The organism is Stenotrophomonas sp. FW305-C-20-S1 (assembly GCF_058783335.1).
This window is the reverse complement of sequence record NZ_JBYTEK010000002.1, coordinates 51,874-71,491: the sequence shown is the minus strand read 5'-3', so window position 1 is coordinate 71,491 and position 19,618 is coordinate 51,874. Positions and strand designations below refer to the sequence as shown.

At 67.0% G+C, this 19,618-nt stretch carries 18 protein-coding genes; 13 read left to right on the top strand and 5 right to left on the bottom strand.

All coding sequences use genetic code 11. The annotated features are described in order from the left end of the window. Nucleotides 1-258 precede the first annotated feature (258 nt). Nucleotides 259-1,518, top strand: coding sequence for an enoyl-ACP reductase FabV (fabV, locus tag AC3WTC_RS01990; RefSeq protein WP_025875119.1), 1,260 nt, complete (start codon nucleotides 259-261; stop codon nucleotides 1,516-1,518). Nucleotides 1,519-1,636: 118 nt separating this feature from the next. Here fabV and AC3WTC_RS01985 read toward each other — a convergent pair whose 3' ends face one another. The 3 genes from AC3WTC_RS01985 to AC3WTC_RS01975 all read right to left on the bottom strand — a co-directional run bounded on the left by AC3WTC_RS01985 (nucleotide 1,637) and on the right by AC3WTC_RS01975 (nucleotide 5,527). Then, a complete protein-coding gene (locus AC3WTC_RS01985) occupies nucleotides 1,637-3,706 on the bottom strand; it encodes an EAL domain-containing response regulator (RefSeq protein WP_032977927.1) in 2,070 nt (689 codons plus the stop codon). A gap of 91 nt (nucleotides 3,707-3,797) precedes the next feature. Next, nucleotides 3,798-4,982, bottom strand: coding sequence for a BaiN/RdsA family NAD(P)/FAD-dependent oxidoreductase (locus tag AC3WTC_RS01980; RefSeq protein ID WP_032977610.1), 1,185 nt, complete (start codon nucleotides 4,980-4,982; stop codon nucleotides 3,798-3,800). Then, nucleotides 4,979-5,527, bottom strand: a complete 549-nt coding sequence (locus tag AC3WTC_RS01975; protein WP_025875114.1) for a YaeQ family protein — start codon at nucleotides 5,525-5,527, stop codon at nucleotides 4,979-4,981. Before AC3WTC_RS01975 ends, AC3WTC_RS01980 begins: the two co-directional genes overlap by 4 nt. A gap of 180 nt (nucleotides 5,528-5,707) precedes the next feature. Here AC3WTC_RS01975 and AC3WTC_RS01970 point away from each other — a divergent pair, with 180 nt between their 5' ends. Further along, complete coding sequence (locus AC3WTC_RS01970) at nucleotides 5,708-6,577, top strand: pseudouridine synthase (protein WP_492710324.1); 870 nt, start codon at nucleotides 5,708-5,710, stop codon at nucleotides 6,575-6,577. A gap of 13 nt (nucleotides 6,578-6,590) precedes the next feature. Here the strand turns inward: AC3WTC_RS01970 and AC3WTC_RS01965 are convergent, their stop codons facing one another. Further along, complete coding sequence (locus AC3WTC_RS01965; RefSeq protein WP_492710322.1) at nucleotides 6,591-7,079, bottom strand: YaiI/YqxD family protein; 489 nt, start codon at nucleotides 7,077-7,079, stop codon at nucleotides 6,591-6,593. A 304-nt stretch (nucleotides 7,080-7,383) separates the two neighbouring features. Between AC3WTC_RS01965 and AC3WTC_RS01960 the strand changes: the two genes are divergently transcribed. Then, complete coding sequence (locus AC3WTC_RS01960) at nucleotides 7,384-7,593, top strand: cold-shock protein (protein ID WP_025875108.1); 210 nt, start codon at nucleotides 7,384-7,386, stop codon at nucleotides 7,591-7,593. A gap of 78 nt (nucleotides 7,594-7,671) precedes the next feature. Here the strand turns inward: AC3WTC_RS01960 and AC3WTC_RS01955 are convergent, their stop codons facing one another. Further along, nucleotides 7,672-8,091, bottom strand: a complete 420-nt coding sequence (locus AC3WTC_RS01955; RefSeq protein WP_051585111.1) for a hypothetical protein — start codon at nucleotides 8,089-8,091, stop codon at nucleotides 7,672-7,674. A gap of 91 nt (nucleotides 8,092-8,182) precedes the next feature. Between AC3WTC_RS01955 and AC3WTC_RS01950 the strand changes: the two genes are divergently transcribed. The 10 genes from AC3WTC_RS01950 (at nucleotide 8,183) to pcaH (ending at nucleotide 19,617) form a co-directional block, all read left to right on the top strand. Continuing rightward, nucleotides 8,183-8,872 carry a glutathione S-transferase gene (locus tag AC3WTC_RS01950; protein WP_154880062.1) on the top strand — a complete coding sequence of 230 codons (690 nt, stop codon included), beginning with the start codon at nucleotides 8,183-8,185 and terminating at the stop codon, nucleotides 8,870-8,872. 31 nt (nucleotides 8,873-8,903) lie between these two features. Then, the gene (locus AC3WTC_RS01945; protein ID WP_492710319.1) at nucleotides 8,904-10,469 is read left to right on the top strand and encodes a protein adenylyltransferase SelO; all 1,566 of its coding nucleotides are present in this window, start codon (nucleotides 8,904-8,906) and stop codon (nucleotides 10,467-10,469) included. Nucleotides 10,470-11,042: 573 nt separating this feature from the next. Beyond that, nucleotides 11,043-12,554, top strand: coding sequence for a right-handed parallel beta-helix repeat-containing protein (locus AC3WTC_RS01940; protein ID WP_492710317.1), 1,512 nt, complete (start codon nucleotides 11,043-11,045; stop codon nucleotides 12,552-12,554). A gap of 22 nt (nucleotides 12,555-12,576) precedes the next feature. Continuing rightward, complete coding sequence (locus AC3WTC_RS01935; protein ID WP_492710315.1) at nucleotides 12,577-13,866, top strand: carbohydrate porin; 1,290 nt, start codon at nucleotides 12,577-12,579, stop codon at nucleotides 13,864-13,866. Nucleotides 13,867-13,901: 35 nt separating this feature from the next. Beyond that, nucleotides 13,902-14,753: a type I 3-dehydroquinate dehydratase gene (gene aroD / locus AC3WTC_RS01930; RefSeq protein ID WP_492710314.1), complete on the top strand. Its 852-nt coding sequence runs from the start codon at nucleotides 13,902-13,904 to the stop codon at nucleotides 14,751-14,753. Nucleotides 14,754-14,806: 53 nt separating this feature from the next. Further along, a complete protein-coding gene (locus tag AC3WTC_RS01925; RefSeq protein WP_195763005.1) occupies nucleotides 14,807-16,126 on the top strand; it encodes an MFS transporter in 1,320 nt (439 codons plus the stop codon). Between the two features lie 171 nt (nucleotides 16,127-16,297). Beyond that, on the top strand, nucleotides 16,298-16,978 hold the full coding sequence (locus tag AC3WTC_RS01920; RefSeq protein ID WP_025875093.1) for a 3-oxoacid CoA-transferase subunit A: 681 nt from the start codon (nucleotides 16,298-16,300) through the stop codon (nucleotides 16,976-16,978). Then, nucleotides 16,975-17,622, top strand: coding sequence for a 3-oxoacid CoA-transferase subunit B (locus AC3WTC_RS01915; RefSeq protein ID WP_492710312.1), 648 nt, complete (start codon nucleotides 16,975-16,977; stop codon nucleotides 17,620-17,622). The genes AC3WTC_RS01920 and AC3WTC_RS01915 overlap by 4 nt, the downstream gene beginning before the upstream one ends. Before the next feature lies 1 nt (nucleotide 17,623). Beyond that, nucleotides 17,624-18,838: a 3-oxoadipyl-CoA thiolase gene (gene pcaF, locus AC3WTC_RS01910; protein ID WP_492710310.1), complete on the top strand. Its 1,215-nt coding sequence runs from the start codon at nucleotides 17,624-17,626 to the stop codon at nucleotides 18,836-18,838. A gap of 68 nt (nucleotides 18,839-18,906) precedes the next feature. After that, the gene (pcaH, locus tag AC3WTC_RS01905) at nucleotides 18,907-19,617 is read left to right on the top strand and encodes a protocatechuate 3,4-dioxygenase subunit beta (RefSeq protein ID WP_032977592.1); all 711 of its coding nucleotides are present in this window, start codon (nucleotides 18,907-18,909) and stop codon (nucleotides 19,615-19,617) included. Nucleotide 19,618 lies beyond the last annotated feature (1 nt).

The window sequence follows — 19,618 nt, the reverse complement described above, 5'->3', positions numbered from 1 at the left end:
CGACCGAGCTTACATGGACGTACTTGCAGCGTCCCCCTCAACCGAACCCACCCCGCCAACCCACAGGAACCCGGCTTCTGCCGTCGACGTTGCCTCTGCGGGTGCAGGGTGCAACCCTGCAAAAGAAATACCACCCTACGCCGCCGTCGGTTGTGCAATCTTCCCCCGCGCACTACGATCCTGCGGTTCGCGCGCACGCGCGCGCCACGTATTCCTGCTGAGCGCCCCGCGCGCCGCACCTGCCAACCCGAGGTCTTCATGGTCATCAAACCGCGCGTCCGCGGCTTCATCTGCGTCACCACCCACCCGACCGGCTGCGACGCCGCCGTCAAGCAGCAGATCGACTACATCCGTGCGCGCCCGCCGATCCAGAACGGCCCCAAGCGCGTGCTGGTGATCGGCGCCTCGACCGGCTACGGCCTGGCCGCGCGCATCACTGCCGCCTTCGGCAGTGGCGCGGCAACCCTGGGCATCTTCTTCGAGCGCCCGGGCAGTGAAACCAAGCCGGGCACGGCGGGCTGGTACAACTCGGCGGCGTTCCACAAGTACGCCGACGAAGCGGGTCTGTATGCCAAGAGCATCAATGGCGATGCGTTCTCCGATGAGGTGAAGGCCAAGACCATCGAGATGATCAAGGCCGATCTCGGCCAGGTCGACCAGGTGGTCTACAGCCTGGCTGCACCGCGCCGCAAGCATCCCAAGACGGGCGAGATCATCAGCTCCACGCTGAAGCCGATCGGCGAGCCGATCACCCTGCGCGGCCTGGATACCGACAAGGAAGTGCTGACCGAAACCCACCTGCAGCCGGCTACCCCGGAAGAAATCGCCGGCACCGTCGCGGTGATGGGCGGCGAGGACTGGCAGATGTGGATCGACGCGCTGGCCGATGCCGGCGTGCTGGCCAACGGCTGCACCACCACGGCCTTCACCTATGTGGGCGAAGAGATCACCCAGGCGATCTACTGGAACGGCTCCATCGGTGCTGCCAAGAAGGATCTGGACGACAAGGTGCTGGGGCTGCGCGAGAAGCTGGCCAGGATCGGCGGCGATGCGCGCGTGTCGGTGTTGAAGGCGGTGGTGACCCAGGCCAGCTCGGCCATTCCGACCATGCCGCTGTACCTGTCGCTGCTGTTCAAGGTGATGAAGGAAAAGGGCACCCACGAAGGCTGCATCGAGCAGCTCGACGTGCTGTACGACATCCTGTACGGCGCCAAGGCCGATGGCGTGGCGGTCGATCGCCTGCGCCACGACCTGGTCGATGGCGATGGCCATACCGTTGCGCTGATCGATGAGGAAGGCCGCCTGCGCGCCGACTACAAGGAAATGGCCGCTGACGTGCAGGGCAAGGTGCTGGCGCTGTGGCCGCAGGTGACCAACGAGAACCTGTACGAGATCAGTGACCTGGCCGGCTACAAGGCCGATTTCCTGCGCCTGTTCGGTTTCGGCGTCGAAGGTGTCGACTACGAAGCCGACGTCAACCCGGACGTGAAGATCGACAACCTGGTCGATCTGACCTGATCAACGGAAAAGGCCGGCGCAAGCCGGCCTTCTTCATGGGTAGCGCCGGGCCATGCCCGGCGAGCGCAGCGGTCTGCTGGCCATCCGCCGGGCATGGCCCGGCGCTACCGGTGAGGTGTCAGCCGAACTCGAAGTTCATCGCCGGCGCTGCCGGGCCGACGAAATCGCCCTGCACGTAGTCCACGCCGGCACTGAACAGCAGTGTCATCGAGTTGGCGTCGCTGACGAACTCGGCGATGGTGCGGATGCCCGCTTCCTGCGCGCGTGCGGTTATCTGGCTGACCCGGTCGATGTTCTCGCGGGTGGCGGCCAGGTCGCTGGTGAAGCCGCGATCAAGCTTGAGGAACTGCGGCTGGAAGTGGGCCAGCAGCTGGAACGAGTCCAGGCCCGAGCCGAACTGCTCCAGGCCGATCCGGCAGCCGAGCGGTGCCACTTCCGCCAGGAACTGCTGGGCACTGCGCAGGTGGGTGAACACCTTCGATTCCGGTGCATGCAGCCACAGGCGTTCGCCCGGCACGCCGTGCGCCTGCAGCTGCTGGCGCAGCGTGGCGATCATCTTCGGATCATCGAACGATTCCGGCGTGACCTTCACCAGCACCTGGGTGGGATGACCCTCGCGGGCACGCGCGCCCAGCACCGCGATTGCCTGCGACACGACCCAGCGGTTGATGTCCGCCAGCAGGCCATGTTCTTCGGCAATGCCGAGGAAGGCGGTCGGGCTCAGCAGCTCTCCGTTGTGTTCCAGCCGCAGGTAGGCTTCATACAGCTCCAGCGACTCGCCCTGCAGGTTCAGCACCGGCTGGTAATGCAACTGGAAGCCATCGCCTGCCAGGGCTTCGCGGATACGTGCGACCCAGCGCTGCACGCGCTCTTCCTCCACGCGATCAACAGCGGCCGGGTCGAAGATGCGGCAGGTATTGCCGAGGGCGGCTGCGGCCTGCGTGCATTCACTGGCGCGCGCCAGCACCTGGCCGATGCTGGCGATCTTCTCGCCCACCTGTACCCCGCCAATGCTGACGGTCACCGTGGCCGAGCGCGCGCCGATGCTGAAGACGTGTGCGGCGTAGGCTTCGCGGATGCGCTCGGCCAGTGCCACGGTCTGCGCATAGGGGCCGGACTGCAGTACGGCGAAACTGTGTTCGCCGAAACGGGCCAGCTGCGCATCGTCGCCAACGACGTCGGCCAGCAGGGCGGCGAGGGCGCCGATCAGGGCGTCGGCCGAGGCCAGTCCGATATCCGGGAGCAGGCGCGCGTAATGGTCCGGCTCGACCATCAGCAGGCCGAACTGGCCTTCGCTGCGCCCGGCCTGGGCAACCGCGTCCTCGACCTGCAGCATGAAGGTGGGGCGGTTGAGCAGGCCGGTGACCTGGTCGCGCTGGCGCAGGTCCTCGACCTCGCGCGCCAGCTCCGGGTCGAATTCCATGCGCCGGCGGAACACCACCTGCAGGCAGGATTCGCCCTCGTAGGTGGCTGCGGTGAATTCCATCGTCGCCGGGAAGGCGCTGCCGTCCTGGTGGCGGGCATCCAGCTGGTACTGCGGCGGCGGTGCTTCGCCGCGGCTGAGTGACTTCAGCAGCTGCTTGAAATCATCCACGTGCTGGGCGGCAACCATGTCCAGCAGCGAGATGCCTTCGACCTCCTCGAAATCCTCGTAACCGAACATTTCCAGGTAGGCATCGTTGGCGCGGATATGCATGCCTTCGTGGACATAGGCAATCGGCTCGCGCGAAGAGGCGATCAGCGCGTCGCAGCGACGCTCGGTCTCGCGCATCTGCGCTTCGATCCGGCGCAGGCCGCGGCGCGCCTGCAGGTCGACCCACTGGTCGCGGACCACCGCCAGCAGGTGTTCGGCGCGCTGACGCAGGGCGAGGGCGCGCACTCCGTTGCTGCTGGCCTGTACCAGTTCGTCCTCGTCGATGCGTTCGGCCAGCAGCACCAGCGGGATGTCCTTGCCGCTGGCGGCGATGTGCTGGGCCACCAGTGGCAGCGGAATGCTCTGCGAGGGCGCAGCCAGCACCAGGTCGATCGCCTGGCTGGCCAGCACCTGCGACAGCTCGGCCGAGTCCTGCGGGCGCCATGGGCGCACGGCGATGCCGCTGTTGCGCAGGGTGCTGACGATGGCTTCGGCGTTCTCGCCGCTGTCATCGACGATCAGCAGGCGGATGGTGATGTCGTTCGCGTTCTGCATGCACTGCTCCCCAATCTGCAAATCTAGATACACGATGCGTGGCGGCGCGTCCATGCGCGCAACGGTTGCGTGCATGGAACGGCGATGCGGTTCACACCACGCCGCCGGCCGCGTGCCCGCTGGCCCAGGCCCACTGGAAGTTGTAGCCGCCCAGCCAGCCGGTCACGTCCAGCACCTCGCCGACGAAATGCAGGCCGGGTACGCGCTTGGATTCCAGCGTCGAGGAAGAGACCTCGTTGGTATCGACGCCGCCCAGGGTGACTTCGGCGGTGCGGTAGCCCTCGGTGCCGCTGGCCACCAGTGGGAACGCTGAAAGCACCTGTGCGGCCTTGCGCAGGTCCGGCTCGTCCAGCTGGCGTACCGGGCGGTCGGGCAGCCAGTGCTCGCACAGGCGCTGCGCCAGCCGCTTGGGCAGCACATCGCCCAGCACCGTGCGCAGTTCCGCAGCGGGGCGTTCGCGTTTCATCTGGCGCAGCCATTCGGCGGCATCCTGGCCGGGCAGCAGATCCAGCGACAGCGCGTCGCCGGGCTGCCAGAACGAGGAAATCTGCAGGATGGCCGGGCCACTGACGCCGCGATGGGTCAGCAGCATGAAGTTGCGGAAGCGGGTGCCGTTGCTGCTGGCCTCGACCGGCAGGGCAACGCCGCTGAGCTCGGCCAGGCGCTCCTGGTGGGTGCCGCTGAGGGTCAACGGCACCAGGCCGGCGCGGGTGGGCAGCACCTGGTGGCCGAACTGGCGCGCGATCTCATAGCCGAACCCGGTTGCACCCAGGCTGGGAATGGACAGGCCGCCGGTGGCGACCACCAGCGAGGCGCAATGGAACAGGCCGTGCGTGGTGTGCACGCGGAAGCCGTCAGTGCCGTGCTCGATGCGCTCCACGCTGCACTGCGTGCGGATCTGCACGCCGGCCTGCTGGCATTCGTCCACCAGCATCTTCACGATCTGCTTGGACGAGACATCGCAGAACAGCTGGCCCAGTTCCTTCTCGTGATAGGCGATGCCGTGGCGCTCGACCATCTCGATGAAGTGGTAGGGCGAGTAACGCGCCAGTGCCGACTTGCAGAAATGCGGATTGGCCGACAGGAAGTTGGCCGGGGTGGTGCCGGTGTTGGTGAAGTTGCAGCGGCCACCGCCGGACATCAGGATCTTCTTGCCGATCTTGTTGGCGTGGTCGATCACCTGCACATGCCGGCCTCGCTGGCCCGCCGTGATCGCGGTCATCAGCCCGGCAGCGCCGGCACCGATCACCAGTACGTCGCAGCGGATCGTGCTCATGCCTTGGCGCGCTTTCGCCAGTTGGGGATCACGTCCAGCTGCATCTGATCGTTGAGCAGCTGCACTTCGGCGTCCTGGATCAGCACGCTCCAGCGCATCGCACGCTGGATCTGCTGGCCCCACAGATCGACGAAGCCGCCGTCCAGGTCGACCACCGACAGGTTGTCGAAGCGGGCCAGGCCCTTGCCCTGCTTCTGCCACCAGATGTCCGATGCATTGCCACCGTAGTTGACCACCTGCACCTGCCGGCTGCGGTTGCTGGCCTTGCGGATGCGCGACTCGTCCGGATGGCCGAGGTCGATCCACTGCAGGATGTCGCCGGTGTAGTCGTGTTCCCACAGGTCCGGCTCGTCGTCGGTGCTCAGGCCGCGGCCGAATTCCAGGCGGTCGCCAGCGTTCAGCGCGAAGGCGAGCAGGCGCACCATCAGGCGTTCGTCGGTTTCGGACGGATGCTGGGCCAGGGTCAGGTTGTGGGTCGCGTAGTAGCCGCGATCCATGTCGCTGATCTGCAGTTCGGCCTTGCGGATGGTGGCGGTGAGGGCCATGAAGATCCAGAGGGGTAAAGACCGTCAATGATAGAGGTTTGCCCCGGGGGTGTCCGGTATGGGGGTGTCGGCAGGGCATGATCGGTGGCACGCTGGCCGCCCTGATGCTTCTGGCGTGTCCTGTCGTATGTCCCTTTCACGTCCGCGCCGTCTGCAGAGCGATGGCGCCCCGATCGCGCCATGACCACGCCCAGCCGACTGCAGCTGCCGCCCGGTGACTGGAATTCCCTGCTGGACGGCCTGTGCGCGCGCTTCCCGCGCATCGACCGGCTGCAATGGGAGAGCCGCTTCGCACGCGGGCGGATACAGGACGCACAGGGCAGGGCGCTGGCACCGGACATGCCGTGGCAGGTGGGGCTGGAGATCCGCTACTTCCGTGAAGTGGCCGATGAGCCGGTGATTCCCTTCGAAGAGAACATCCTGCATCACGACGCGCACCTGCTTGTGGCCGACAAGCCGCACTTCCTGCCGACCGCGCCGGTCGGTGCTTTTGTGCGCCAGACCCTGCTGGCGCGCCTGGTCGAGCGCACTGGCAACGCCGATCTGGTGCCGTTGCACCGGCTGGACCGGCTGACGGCCGGCCTGGTGCTGTTTTCCACCCAGCCGCAAACGCGCGACGCGTACCAGAGGCTGTTTCGTGAGCGCCGCATCGAGAAGACCTACGAGGCGCTGGCGCCGGCCTTGCCGGACCTGCGGTTTCCGCTGGAGCGGCATAGCCGGCTGCAGCCGGGGGAACCGTTCTTCCGTATGGCTGAAGTTCCCGGCGAGCCGAATGCGCTGACCCGTGTCGAGGTCATTGATGCGCACGGTCCGGTCTGGCGCTACCGGCTTGCGCCCGAGTCCGGGCGCAAGCATCAGCTGCGCGTCCATATGGCCGCGCTCGGGGCGCCGATCCTGGGGGACGAGCTCTATCCGCAGCTGCACGTGCGGCCACAGAGTGTGGCCGAGCCGCCGTTGCAGCTGCTGGCGCAGGCGTTGGCCTTCGATGATCCGTTGACCGGCCAGCGACGCAGCTTCCGCAGCGCGCACACCTTGTGCGTTCCCGGCTGACGCACAGCCGGATTCACCTGCGCGGTCGTCGCGCCAGCCAGCGGTCCAGCTCGGCAGCGAACAACTGGCGGTCACGCGCGCCGAGCGGCGGTGGCCCGCCAGTCTGGACGCCGGCGCCACGCAGTTCTTCCATGAAATTGCGCATCGACAGCCGCTCGGCCATGTTGTTGGGGGTGTACAGCTGGCCGCGCGGGTTCAGGGCCACGCCCTTCTTCTCCAGCACCAGGGCCGCCAAGGGGATGTCCTGGGTGACCACCAGGTCGCCGGCAGCCATCCGTTCGACAATGGCGCTGTCAGCCACATCCAGTCCCTGCGGTACCTGGATGGAGCGCAGCCAGCGCGAAGGTGGGGTGCGGATCCACTGGTTGGCGACCAGGGTCAGCTCCACGCCGACCCGTTCAGCTGCGCGGAACAGGATGTCGCGGATGACAACAGGGCAGGCGTCTGCGTCCACCCAGATGCGGGGGAGCAGGGGTTCAGCTCGGGTTTCAGCTTCAGTCATTTACCCAGTGTAGGGTAGGAAAAACCTGAATGGGGACCCGGGTTTAGCCTCGATCTGGTGCAACCCCTTGCCCTGTCTAGGGGCTGGCCGTTTGACGCTGAATATCATGGCTATCGCTTTTTGCTCAAAACACGCGTATCGTCTGGCCCACTGTGTTTGCTAGGGTCACCGTGAATCGTGGCCTGGTGCAGTTGATCTCACGATCCGCTCATCGATCCGCTTTACCAACGCCTGCAACTCAGTCTCGGCCCCGATACCCGGTGGCTGCGATTTTTTTCAACATGTGTTTCAGGAGTTAGTAAATATGTCTGATCGTCAGACCGGCACTGTCAAGTGGTTCAACGACGCCAAGGGCTTCGGCTTCATCACCCCGGAAAGCGGCCCGGACCTGTTCGTGCATTTCCGCGCGATCCAGGGCACCGGCTTCAAGACCCTGCAGGAAGGCCAGAAGGTTACCTTCGTCGCCGTCCAGGGCCAGAAGGGTATGCAGGCTGACCAGGTGCAGGCGGTCTAATCCGTCTGCTACCGTTTGGTAGCCAGAACGCCGGGAGCGAAAGCTCCCGGCGTTTTTCGTTTGCGTCGCACGACGGGTTCAACCCGCAGCCAGCGCCCGCTCCAGCAGCTGGGTTATTTCCTGGTACTCGGCGCGTTCGGCTGCCGGAATGCGCGACAGGATCTCGCGCAGGACATCAACCACCTCCGGACCCACCGGCACTTCCATCCATTGCAGGTGATAGGCCGCCAGTATCCGGCTGTCGTCATCGCTGGAATGGAGCTGACTGAACAGCAGCGGCAAGGCTTCGGGCTTCATGCATTCACCCAGCGCGTCGGTGCAGCGTTGCTGCCAGAACGCGGGTTGCGCTGCGATCATCTTCTGCAGGCGCTGCCAATCGTGCGCTTCGAATCTGCGCAGGACGCCCTTGGCGACGTGTTCGCAGATGTACTGCGTCCAGTTGTGGTCCTCGGATTGCCCGAGGTAACCAAGCAGTGCATCGAACGGCGGGGTGTCCATGCTGGCAGGCCTTCCACGGCCGGGCAGGGTAGCAGACACCTGCGTGCACCAGGCCGCGCTACCATCGGGCACCTTTCTGCGGAAGCCGCCCATGCGCATCGTCCATCATCTGGAAAATTCCCGTTCGCTTCGCGTGCTGTGGATGCTGGAAGAGCTGGGCCTGGACTACGAACTGCGCCGCTACCCGCGCGACCCGAAGACCCTGCTGGCGCCGCCGGAACTGCGCCAGGTGCATCCGCTGGGCAAGGCGCCGGTGCTGCAGGATGGCGACCTCATCCTGGCCGAATCCGGCGCCATCCTCGACTACCTGGTTGACCGCTACGACGTGCATCGCCAGCTGTCGCCGTCGCCGGTACCGGCCGAAGGCAAAGAGCGCATCGATTACCGCTACTGGCTGCACTATGCCGAAGGTTCGGCCATGCCGCCGATGCTGCTGACCCTGGTGATCAGCCGCATCCGCAACGCGCCGATGCCATTCTTCGCGCGGCCGATCGCCCGCAGCATCGCCGACAAGGCCGAGCGCGGTTTCATCGGCCCGCAGCGACGCCTGCATCTGGACTGGATGGAACGGCGCCTGGCCGAAAGCCCATGGTTTGCAGGCGAACGCTTCACCGCTGCGGACATCCAGATGAGCTTCCCGATCCAGGCGGCGGCCGCACGCGGCGGCGGGCTGGACGACAAGCCGGCGTTGCGTGGCTTCCTCAAGCGCATCGGTGAGCGTCCGGCCTACCGGCGCGCCGAGGCGCACGGCGGGGCATTGCAGGCCTTGCGCGGCGATTGAGGATGGCCGTCGCCGCCCCCATGATTTGCCCATGGATACCACTGCCCCCCAGTTCGACAACCGCCTGCTGAATCTGCTGCCGGGCGATCCCGAGTCCGGTCCGCGCCGGCGCGAAGTGCTGGGTGCGGCCTGGTCGTCGGTAATGCCGACGCCTGTCGCAGCGCCGGTGCTGCTGGCGTGGTCGCCGGAGGTTGCCGGGATGCTGGGGTTCGATCCTGCGCAGGTCGATGACGAAGGCTTCGCCGAGGTGTTCGGCGGCAACGCGTTGTATGCGGGCATGCAGCCGTGGGCGGCCAACTATGGGGGCCATCAGTTCGGCCATTGGGCCGGTCAGCTCGGTGATGGCCGCGCCATCTCGCTGGGCGAGGTGATCGCCCCCGATGGCCGGCACTGGGAGCTTCAGCTGAAGGGTGCCGGGCCGACGCCGTATTCGCGCGGCGCCGACGGCCGTGCGGTGCTGCGCTCGTCGATCCGTGAATTCCTGTGCAGCGAGGCCATGCATCACCTGGGTGTGCCGACCACGCGCGCCCTGTCGCTGGTCGGCACCGGCGAAGACGTGGTGCGCGACATGTTCTACGACGGTCATCCGCGCGCGGAACCTGGCGCGATCGTCTGCCGGGTATCGCCCTCGTTCCTGCGCTTTGGTTCGTTTGAACTGCCTGCTTCACGTGGCGAGACCGCACTGCTGAAGCAACTGGTCGAGGCGTGCATCGCCCGCGATTTCCCGGAACTGACGGGGCAGGGCGAAGCGCTGTATGGCGACTGGTTCGCACAGATCGCCGTGCGCACCGCAGAGATGATCGCGCACTGGATGCGCGTGGGCTTCGTGCATGGGGTGATGAACACCGACAACCTCTCCGTGCTCGGCGTGACGCTGGACTATGGCCCTTATGGCTGGGTCGAAGACTTCGACCCGGACTGGACCCCGAACACCACCGATGCGCAGGGACGCCGCTATCGTTTCGGCACCCAGCCGCAGGTGGCGTACTGGAATCTCAACCGGCTTGCGCAGGCGCTGTCGCCGTTGTTCGCCGACGTGCAGCCGCTGCAGGCAGGGCTGGCCGCTTACCAGGCGACCTTTGTCGCCTGCACCCGTCGCGATGTTGCGGCCAAGCTGGGGCTGGCCGCGGCCGACGATGCCGATCTGCAGCTTTACCAGCGCTGGCAGCAGCTGATGCAGGACGGCGGCATGGACATGACCCTGGCATGGCGTGCGTTGATGCGCATCGATGCCAACGCACCCGATGCAAGCGTATTGTCCGAGGTCTTCTACGACGCCGAGCGCCAGCACGCGGTGCAGGAACCTCTGCAGCAGTGGTTGCAGGAGTACTCGGCGCGGCTGCGTGCCGATCCGCTGCCGGCAGCCGAGCGTGTCGCCAAGATGGGCGCGGCCAATCCACTGTATGTGCTGCGCAACTGGCTGGCACAGGAAGCGATCGACCGCGCCGAGCAGGGCGACCTGGGCGGTGTGCATGCCCTGCAGGACGTACTGCGTGATCCGTACACCGAACGCCCGGGGCTGGAACATTACGCCGGCAAGCGGCCGGCGTGGGCTGACGACCGCGCAGGCTGTTCGATGCTGTCCTGCAGTTCGTAGGGTTTTCTTTTGCAGGGCTGCGCCCTGCACCCGCCGAGGCCGGAGCAACAGCAACAGCGGGCATCCTGTGGGATGGCGGGGCACTGTGTGTATGCGGGGACGCCGTGAATCCCCAGACCGGCCCAGCCGCTGGCGGCTGTGCGTTCGGGCGCTTACGAAGCAGTGCCTCGCAAGCAAAGCGCCCTCACCCATGGGGGCTTGGTCGCCGCATCCATGCGGCTCACACCCCGCAAACCCACAGTGCCCCGCCTTCGATAGTTGGCCGCGATCTGCCGGATCTGCCCCCGATCTGTTTCGAGATCTGTTGCTCTGGCTCCTGGCAGTGCAGGGCTACAAGCCCTGCAAACACCTCGCCTACAACGATGGTAGTACCCATTCAGTGCGATATTCGCACACGTAGTCGATTACCGCACTTGAATGGTGCAGTGCGATAAACCTACTTTCATTTCCGCAGTTTCATAGCAGTCCAAGCGATCCACCCCTGGCGGGGCGAGGGCAGCAGCCGGTCCGGTGCTGATGCCAGGTGCAGGGGGAAGGCCGCCGGATTTTCCTTCCTCTGCGCGGAGTGATCGCATGCGCCGTCGTCTGTCCATTGTTTCCCTGTCCCTGCTTGCCGTGCTGCCGACGCTGGCGCTGGCCTACCAGGCCGAACCGCCGCGCGAAGCACTGCAGGTGCTGCGCGTGGACCGCTACGCCGACGACGCCAACGCCGGCTCGCTGCGCTGGGCGATCACCACTGCCAATGCGGCGCCGGGTCGCTACCGGATCGAGATCGCGGCCGTGGGCGCTGCGCCTTACGTCATCACGCCGGCCACGCCGCTGCCGGAGATCAAGGGGCCGGTGCAGATCATCGGCACGTCCTGGGAACGCGATGGCCAGTACGTCGCCATCGATGGCTCGGCCTACGTCACCGGCACCGGTACCGATGCCTGCCCAGGCGCCGAGCCGGGCCAGTCCGGCACCAACGTGCGCACCACCACGCTGCCGGGCCTGGTCCTGCGCGATACCCAGGGCGTGGAGCTGGCCGGCCTGGAGATCCGCAATTTCTGCATCGGCGTGCTGGTCAACCGCTCCAGCCACAACGAGATCCATGACAACCGCATCGTCGCCAACAAGGGCGGCGCCGGCATCATGCTCACCGGTGATGACGGCAAGGGCCAGTCCACCGCCGCCACCACCGTGCACAACCGCATCGTGCGCAACGTATTCCTCGATAACGGCGACGGCCTGGAGTTGACCCGCGGCGCGGCCTGGAACCTGGTGGCCGACAACCTGTTCCAATCCACCAGGGCCAACCCGGAACCCTCGCAGGGCATCGAGATCCTGTGGGGCAACGACAACAGCGTGGTCCACAACCGCTTCGTCGATTACTCCGATGGCCTGCAGATCAACTGGGGCAACCGCAACTACATCGCGGCAAACACCTTCACCGGCAATTCGCTGGGCCTGAGCATCACCGGCAGCGGCAACGTGGTCGACGGCAACACCATCACCGGCAATGGCATCGGCATCGGCGTGCGCCCGCAGCCGGTCAGTGCGCCGAACCGCTTCACCGGCAACCGCATCTACGGCAACGGCCTGCCGATCGAGCGCTGCGAAGCCGGCGGGGCCTGCGTGAAGGGCCAGCCGCGTGGCGCCATCGTGTTCGGTGTGCCGGGCCTGGAGCACGCCAGCTTCGTCGGCTCCCGTGGCCGTGGCGTGGACAACGATGCGTCCAAGCGTGCGCGCATCTGCACCGCTGCCGGCCAGGCTGGCTGCCAGCCGCTGCCGAACCTCGGCCAGGCCGCGCCGCAGCTGACCGCAGTGCAGGGCAAGGGTGCGCAGCGCCAGCTGACGGGTCGTCTTCAGGGCGTGCCTGATACCCGCTACCAGGTGGAAGTGTTCGGCAACCGCGCCGCCACCGGCAACGAGGCCGAGTGGGTGCTGGGCAGTGTGGAAGCACGTACCGACGCGCAGGGGCAGGGCAGCTTCACCTTCCCGCTCGGTGCAGGGACCGACGCTGCCGCTGCCGGCAGCCTGACCGCCACGGTTACCTCGGCGCAGGGCGCCACCTCCCCGCTGAGTGCGCCGCTGTCGCTGCGCTGATCACCTCCACGAGACCGCGATCATGAATCCTGCGAAACCTGTTTCCCTGGGCCTGCTGGCCGCCCTGCTGCTGCCAGCCGTGGCCAGCGCGCAGTCCAGCAACCGCTACGAAGGCAAGACGCTTACCGGCGACTGGGGCGGTAGCCGCACCGATCTGTTCGAGCGCGGCGTTGCCTTCCGCGGCGACTACGTGGGCGAGGCCATGGGCGTGGTCGACGGTGGCTACGGCGAAACCGGCGCGCGCTATGCGCAGCAGGTGCGGGTGGGCGTGGACCTGGACATGGGCACGCTGGCCGGCTGGGACGGCGGTGCGTTCCACTTCACCCTCAACGATCGTCGTGGCCGCAGCACCTCGGTGGACTTCGTCGGCAACCGCTTCCCGATCCAGGAGGCGTATGGCGGCCAGTACACGCGGCTGACCGAGCTGAGCTACGACCAGACCTTCAATGCGGGCCGGTCGTACTACAAGCTGGGGTACTACGCGATGGGCAACCAGTTCGGCCTGCACAGCCTGCTGACCCACTTCGTCAACGCCGCATTCTGCGCCCACCCGCTGGCGATGTCCGGCAACAGCGGCTGGTACAACTATCCGATGGCACGCTGGGGCGGTGAGTTCGCCCAGCAGATCAGCCCGGCGGTGAACGTGCGCACGGGTTGGTTCCAGGTCAACCCGAACCTGGGCGGCAACATCGAACGCAACGCATTCCGTCCGTTCGTTTCGGGCACCACCGGCTCGCTGTTTCCGGTGGAGGTGACCTGGACGCCGGCCAAGGGCAGCCGCTACGCCGGCGTCTACAAGTTCGGTGGCTACTACGACACGTCGCGCGTGGACAGGCGCGGCCTCGATACCTCGCCGACCACCGGGCGCCACGGCGCCTACGTGCTGGCCGAACAGCGTCTGACCCAGGAATCGGCCGACCCGAGCCGCGGCCTGACCGCCTTCGCGCAGTACATGGTGTCCGACACCGATACCGCGCAGATCAAGCGCTGGTACGCGCTGGGCGGCGTCTACCAGGGCATCGGCGCGCGTGCGCAGGACAGCATCGCGCTGGGCTACGTCGGCGCTGACATCAATGACCGCCTGGTCGATGCGCGGCGCGCCACGTTGGCCGCCGGGGGCGTGCCCACCGATTCGCCGCTGTACAACCTCAGCCAGGCCGAGGAGCTGTTCGAGCTGTCCTACAGCTTCCAGGTGAACCCCTGGCTGATGATCCGCCCGGACGTGCAGTACATCGTCAACCCGGGCACGTTCAATTACAGCGGTACCGACAACGCCTGGGCCGTGGGTGTCCAGGCCAAGGTGACCTTCTGATGGCCGCGCGCTCCTTCCATGCTGTGGTGACCGCGATGAAAATTCCGCTCGCTTCCGTTGTCCTCGCCGGCGTGCTCGCCTCCTCCCCCTTGCTGGCCTTGGCCGCGCCGCCACCGGCGGTGCTGCAGGTCGGCCAACTACGCATCGGCGAGGGCAGCCCGCGCACCATCGTACCGATTACCGGTGCCACCGCGGATGTCGCTCTGCAGCAGGCCGCGGCGATCGCCGCCAGCAGATCCACCGACATCGCCGAATGGCGCATCGACTACCTGGACATCGCCACCGATCGCAAGGCGCTGATCGCGCTGGGCAAGCGCATCCAGGCCACGCTGGGGGGCAAGCCGGCCATCGTGACCTTCCGCACGAAGGCCGAAGGGGGCGCCAAGCCGATCAGCGATGCCGACTACGGCAAGCTCTACGCCGCGCTGCTGCGCGGTGGTGTCGCCCAGCTGATCGACGTGGAGATGTTCCGCGATCCGAAGGTGGTGCAGGCGCTGGTGGCGCAGGCCCACAAGGCTGGCGTGAAAGTGGTGATGTCCAGCCATGACTTCCACGCCACGCCACCGCGCGAGGAAATCGTCGCACGCCTGCTAAAGCAGCAGGCCCTTGGCGCGGACGTGCTGAAGATCGCGGTGATGCCGCGCGACGCTGGCGATGTGCTGGCATTGCTCGATGCCACCTGGCAGGTGCGCCAGCAGAGCGACAAGCCGCTGCTGACCATGTCGATGGGCGGCACCGGCGTGGTTTCGCGCCTGGCCGGCGAAACCTTCGGCCAGGCCCTGACCTTCGGCATGATCGGCACCCCGTCGGCGCCAGGCCAGGTCGAGGTTGAGCGCCTCCAGGACGTTCTGCAGGTCATTCATGCATCCAGCCAGGCCGGTCACTGAGACCTTCCCCGCCGGACGTTCCACCGCATCACGCTGTTGCAGGAAACCGCACCATGAGCCACGCCTCCGCCGCCGCACCGTCGCTTGTCCTTGAACGGATGAGTCCCTTCCAGTGGACCGCCATCGCCATCTGCGTGCTGTTGAACATGCTTGATGGCTTCGATGTGATGGTCATGGCCTTCACCGCGCCGCATGTTTCGGCGGACTGGGCGCTGTCGGGCAAAGTACTGGGGCTGATGCTCAGTGCCGGGCTGGTCGGCATGGCGCTGGGTTCGTTCCTGCTGGCACCGCTGGCCGACCGCTGGGGGCGGCGGCCGATGATCGTCTGCTGCCTGCTGATCCTCACCAGTGGCATGGCGCTGTCCGCGCTGGCCGCCGACGCCTGGCAGCTGGGTGCGCTGCGCGTGTACACCGGCATCGGCATCGGCGGCATGCTGGCCGGTGTGGGGGTGATCACCGCTGAGTACGCCAACGCCAAGTGGCGCAGCACCGCAGTCGCGCTGCAGGCCACCGGCTACCCGATCGGTGCGACCGCTGGCGGTCTGCTGGCTGCTTGGATGCTGGAGCACTGGGCCTGGCACAGCGTGTTCCTGGTCGGCGCAGCGGCATCGCTGCTGTGCATTCCGCTGGTGCTCAAATGCCTGCCCGAATCGCTGGATTTCCTGGTCGCGCGTCGCCCGGCCAATGCCTTGCCACGCTTGAACGCGCTGCTCTCGCGCATGCGCTTGCCAGAGCTGCAGGCGCTGCCGCCAGCGCCGGTGCGCGACGGCCAGCGCCAGGGTTATGCCGCGCTGTTCGTGGGTGACCTGCGCCGCGTCGCGCTGCTGATCGCGCTGGCGTTCTTCCTGCACATGTTCGCGTTTTATTTCGTGCTGAGCTGGACGCCGAAGCTGCTGGTCTCGGCCGGCGTGTCGGCGCAGCAGGGCATCACCGGTGGCGTGCTGTTGAACCTGGGCGGCATCGTTGGCGGCAGCCTGTTCGGCTGGCTGGCCTCGCGCTGGTCGCTGTCCAGGCTGACGGCCGGCGCGCTGCTGCTGGCGATGGTTTCGATGCTGGGCTTTGCGGCCTTCAGCACGCAGCTGGGCGTGGCCTTCCCGCTGGCCTTCGTGATCGGTGCGGCACTGTTCGCAGCGATGGCCGGCCTGTATGCGGCCGCGCCGGTGGTGTTCGCCGCCGAAGTGCGGACCACCGGCCTGGGCTGGGCCATCGGCATCGGCCGGGTCGGTGCGATCCTCTCGCCACTCACGGTGGGTGTTCTGGTCGATGGTGGCTGGCAGCCGTCCTCGTTGTACGTGCTGTGCGCTGCGCCGCTGCTGCTGGCGGCATGGGCGTGCCTCGGCCTGCGCGTGGGCGTGGGTCAGAACCGGCGTTGAACCGATGGCCGGAGCACATCACTCAATGTGCGATTATCGAATCGAATGGCCGAATATCGCATTGACCGGGCGACGTGCCATGGCGACCATGTCCGGGTCATGTTTTCCCTTCGCAGTGGCCCTGCAGCGTGGCGGTGATGACCGCCGGCAGGCAGGGCAAGGAGCAATGCAGTGATCGACAAGAGCGTGGCCAGCGTGGAAGCAGCGGTGGCCGATATCCATGATGGCGCGACCGTGATGATCGGCGGCTTTGGCACTGCCGGCATGCCCGACGAGCTGATCGATGCGCTCATTGCACAGGGTGCGCGCGAGCTGACCATCATCAACAACAATGCCGGCAACGGCGATACCGGCCTGGCTGCGCTGATCAAGCACAAGCGCGTGCGCCGCATCGTCTGCTCCTTCCCGCGCCAGGCCGATTCGCAGCACTTCGACGCGGCCTACCGCGCCGGCGAGATCGAACTGGAGCTGGTGCCGCAGGGCAACCTGGCCGCGCGCATCCATGCGGCAGGTTCCGGGCTGGGCGCGGTCTTCACGCCCACCGGTTATGGCACCGAGCTGGCCCAGGGCAAGGAAACGCGCGAGATCGACGGTCGCCACTACGTGCTCGAGTACCCGCTGCATGCCGATTTCGCGCTGATCAAGGCCGACCGCGGCGATCGCTGGGGCAACCTGGTGTATCGCCGGACTGCACGCAACTTCGGCCCGCTGATGGCGATGGCCGCACGCTGCACCATCGTGCAGGTGCGTGAGGTTGTGCCGCTGGGCGAACTGGACCCGGAGGCCGTGGTGACCCCCGGCATCTTCGTGCAGCGCGTGGTGCCGGTGGCCGCAGAAGGAGTGCAGGCATGAACAAGCTCAGCCGCGAACAGATGGCCGCGCGCGTGGCGCGCGATATTCCCGAAGGGGCCTACGTCAACCTGGGCATCGGCCTGCCGACCACGGTGGCCAACTTCCTGCCGGCGGACAAGGAGATACTGCTGCAGTCGGAAAACGGCCTGCTGGGCATGGGCCCGGCGCCGGCGCCCGGCCAGGAAGACCCGGACCTGATCAATGCCGGCAAGCAGTCGGTTACCCTGCTGACCGGTGGCTGCTATTTCCACCACGCCGATTCGTTCGCGATGATGCGTGGCGGCCACCTCGACATCTGCGTGCTCGGTGCCTTCCAGGTCTCGGCACACGGTGACCTGGCCAACTGGAGCACCGGCGCCTCCGATGCGATTCCCGCCGTGGGCGGTGCAATGGACCTGGCCATCGGGGCCAAGCAGGTGTTCGTGATGATGGACCTGCTTACCAAGCAGGGTGAAAGCAAGTTGGTGGCCGAATGCAGCTATCCGCTGACCGGCCTGCGCTGCGTGTCGCGCGTGTATACCGATGTGGCGGTGTTCGACCTCGGCGCCGACGGCGCGACCGTGCTGGAAATGGTCGAGGGCGTGGACATCGATCAACTGCGTGAACTGACCGGCCTGCCGCTGGCACTGGCCGAGGGAGCCTGAAATGCCGCTGCACGAGACCTATATCGTCGATGGCATCCGCACCCCGATCGGCCGCTACGGCGGCGCGTTGTCCGGTGTGCGCGCCGACGACCTCGGCGCGATTCCGCTGAAGGCACTGCTGGCGCGCCACCCGCAGCTGGACCCGGCGCTGGTGGAGGATGTCTACCTGGGCTGCGCCAACCAGGCCGGTGAGGACAACCGCAACGTCGCCCGCATGAGCCTGCTGCTGGCCGGCCTGCCGGTGAGCGTGCCCGGCAGCACGATCAACCGCCTGTGCGGTTCGGGCCTGGATGCGATCGGCACCGTGGCCCGTGGCATTGCTGCCGGCGAGCTCGGCCTGGCCATTGCCGGCGGCGTCGAATCGATGTCGCGCGCGCCGTTCGTGATGGGCAAGGCAACCTCGCCGTTTGCCCGCGACCAGCAGATCGAAGACACCACCATGGGCTGGCGCTTCATCAACCCGCGCCTGCGTGAACTGCACGGCGTGGAGACCATGGGCCAGACCGCCGAGAACGTGGCTGAGCGCTACGGCGTCAGCCGCGAGGACCAGGATGCGTTCGCCCTGCGCAGCCAGCAGCGAACGGCCGCCGCGCAGGCCCGCGGCTTCTTCGACGGCGAGATCGTGGCGGTAGACGCACCGGGCCGCAAACGCGGCGAAACCGTGACCGTCGAGCGCGATGAACACCCGCGCGGCGATACCACCGCCGAAGCACTGGCCAAGCTGAAGCCGCTGTTCCGCCAGCCGGGCACGGTGACCGCCGGCAACGCCTCGGGCATCAACGATGGTGCCGCCGCGCTGCTGCTGGCCTCCGGTGCGCAGGTGCAGGCGCTGGGCCTGACCCCGCGCGCGCGCATCCTCGGCTTTGCCAGTGCCGGCGTGGAGCCGGCGATCATGGGCATGGGCCCGGTGCCGGCCAGCCAGAAGCTGATGGCACGGCTGGGCCTGGCCATCGACGATTTCGATGCCATCGAACTGAACGAGGCCTTCGCCTCGCAGGGGCTGGCCTGCATGCGCCAGCTGGGCCTGGCCGGCGATGCCGCGCACGTGAACCCCAACGGCGGTGCCATCGCGCTGGGCCACCCGCTGGGCATGAGCGGCGCGCGCCTGGCGCTGACCCTGCTGCGCCAGCTGGAGGCCAGCGGTGGCCGCCGTGGCCTGGCCACGATGTGCATCGGCGTGGGGCAGGGCGTGGCCCTGGCCATCGAGCGCGTGTGAACCATCCCCTGATTCCGTAATCTCAAGACAGCTGCGGCTTCCGGGCCGCTCGCCAACAGGAGTACGCCATGAGCGATCCCACCCCACTGCGCGGCTACCGCAAGCCGTACCCCGGCAGCCAGCCGCCGCGCATCCACCTGCCGTATGCCTCCACCGCGCTGCGTGGCCCGGGAACCGACCCGATCGCGATCCCGGTGACGCTCTCGGAAGTGACCGGCCCGAGCATCAACCGCATCACCCTCGGTGAGCATGCAGCCGACCTGACCGCCGGCTTCCCCGGCCAGCCGCAGGGTGAGCGCATCATCGTCAGCGGCCGCGTGCTGGACGAGAACGGCCGCCCGGTGCGCAACACCGTGGTGGAGGTATGGCAGTGCAACGCCGCCGGCCGTTACCTGCACAAGGGCGACCAGCACGACGCGCCGCTGGATCCGAACTTCAAGGGCACCGGCCAGGTGCTGACCGACAGCGAAGGCCGCTACCGCTTCACCACCATCAAACCGGGCGCGTACCCGTGGCGCAATCACTACAACGCCTGGCGCCCGGCACACATCCACTTCTCGCTGCATGGCGAAGGCATCGGCCAGCGCCTGGTCACGCAGATGTATTTCCCCAATGATCCGCTGCTGGCGTTTGATCCGATCTACAACTGCGTGGACGACGCCAAGGCGCGGGAGCGCATGGTGTCCTCGTTCGATTGGGAAAACACCGCCAACGAATTTGCGCTGGGCTACCGTTTCGACATCGTGCTGCGCGGTCGCAAGATGACCGTCTGGGAGTAAC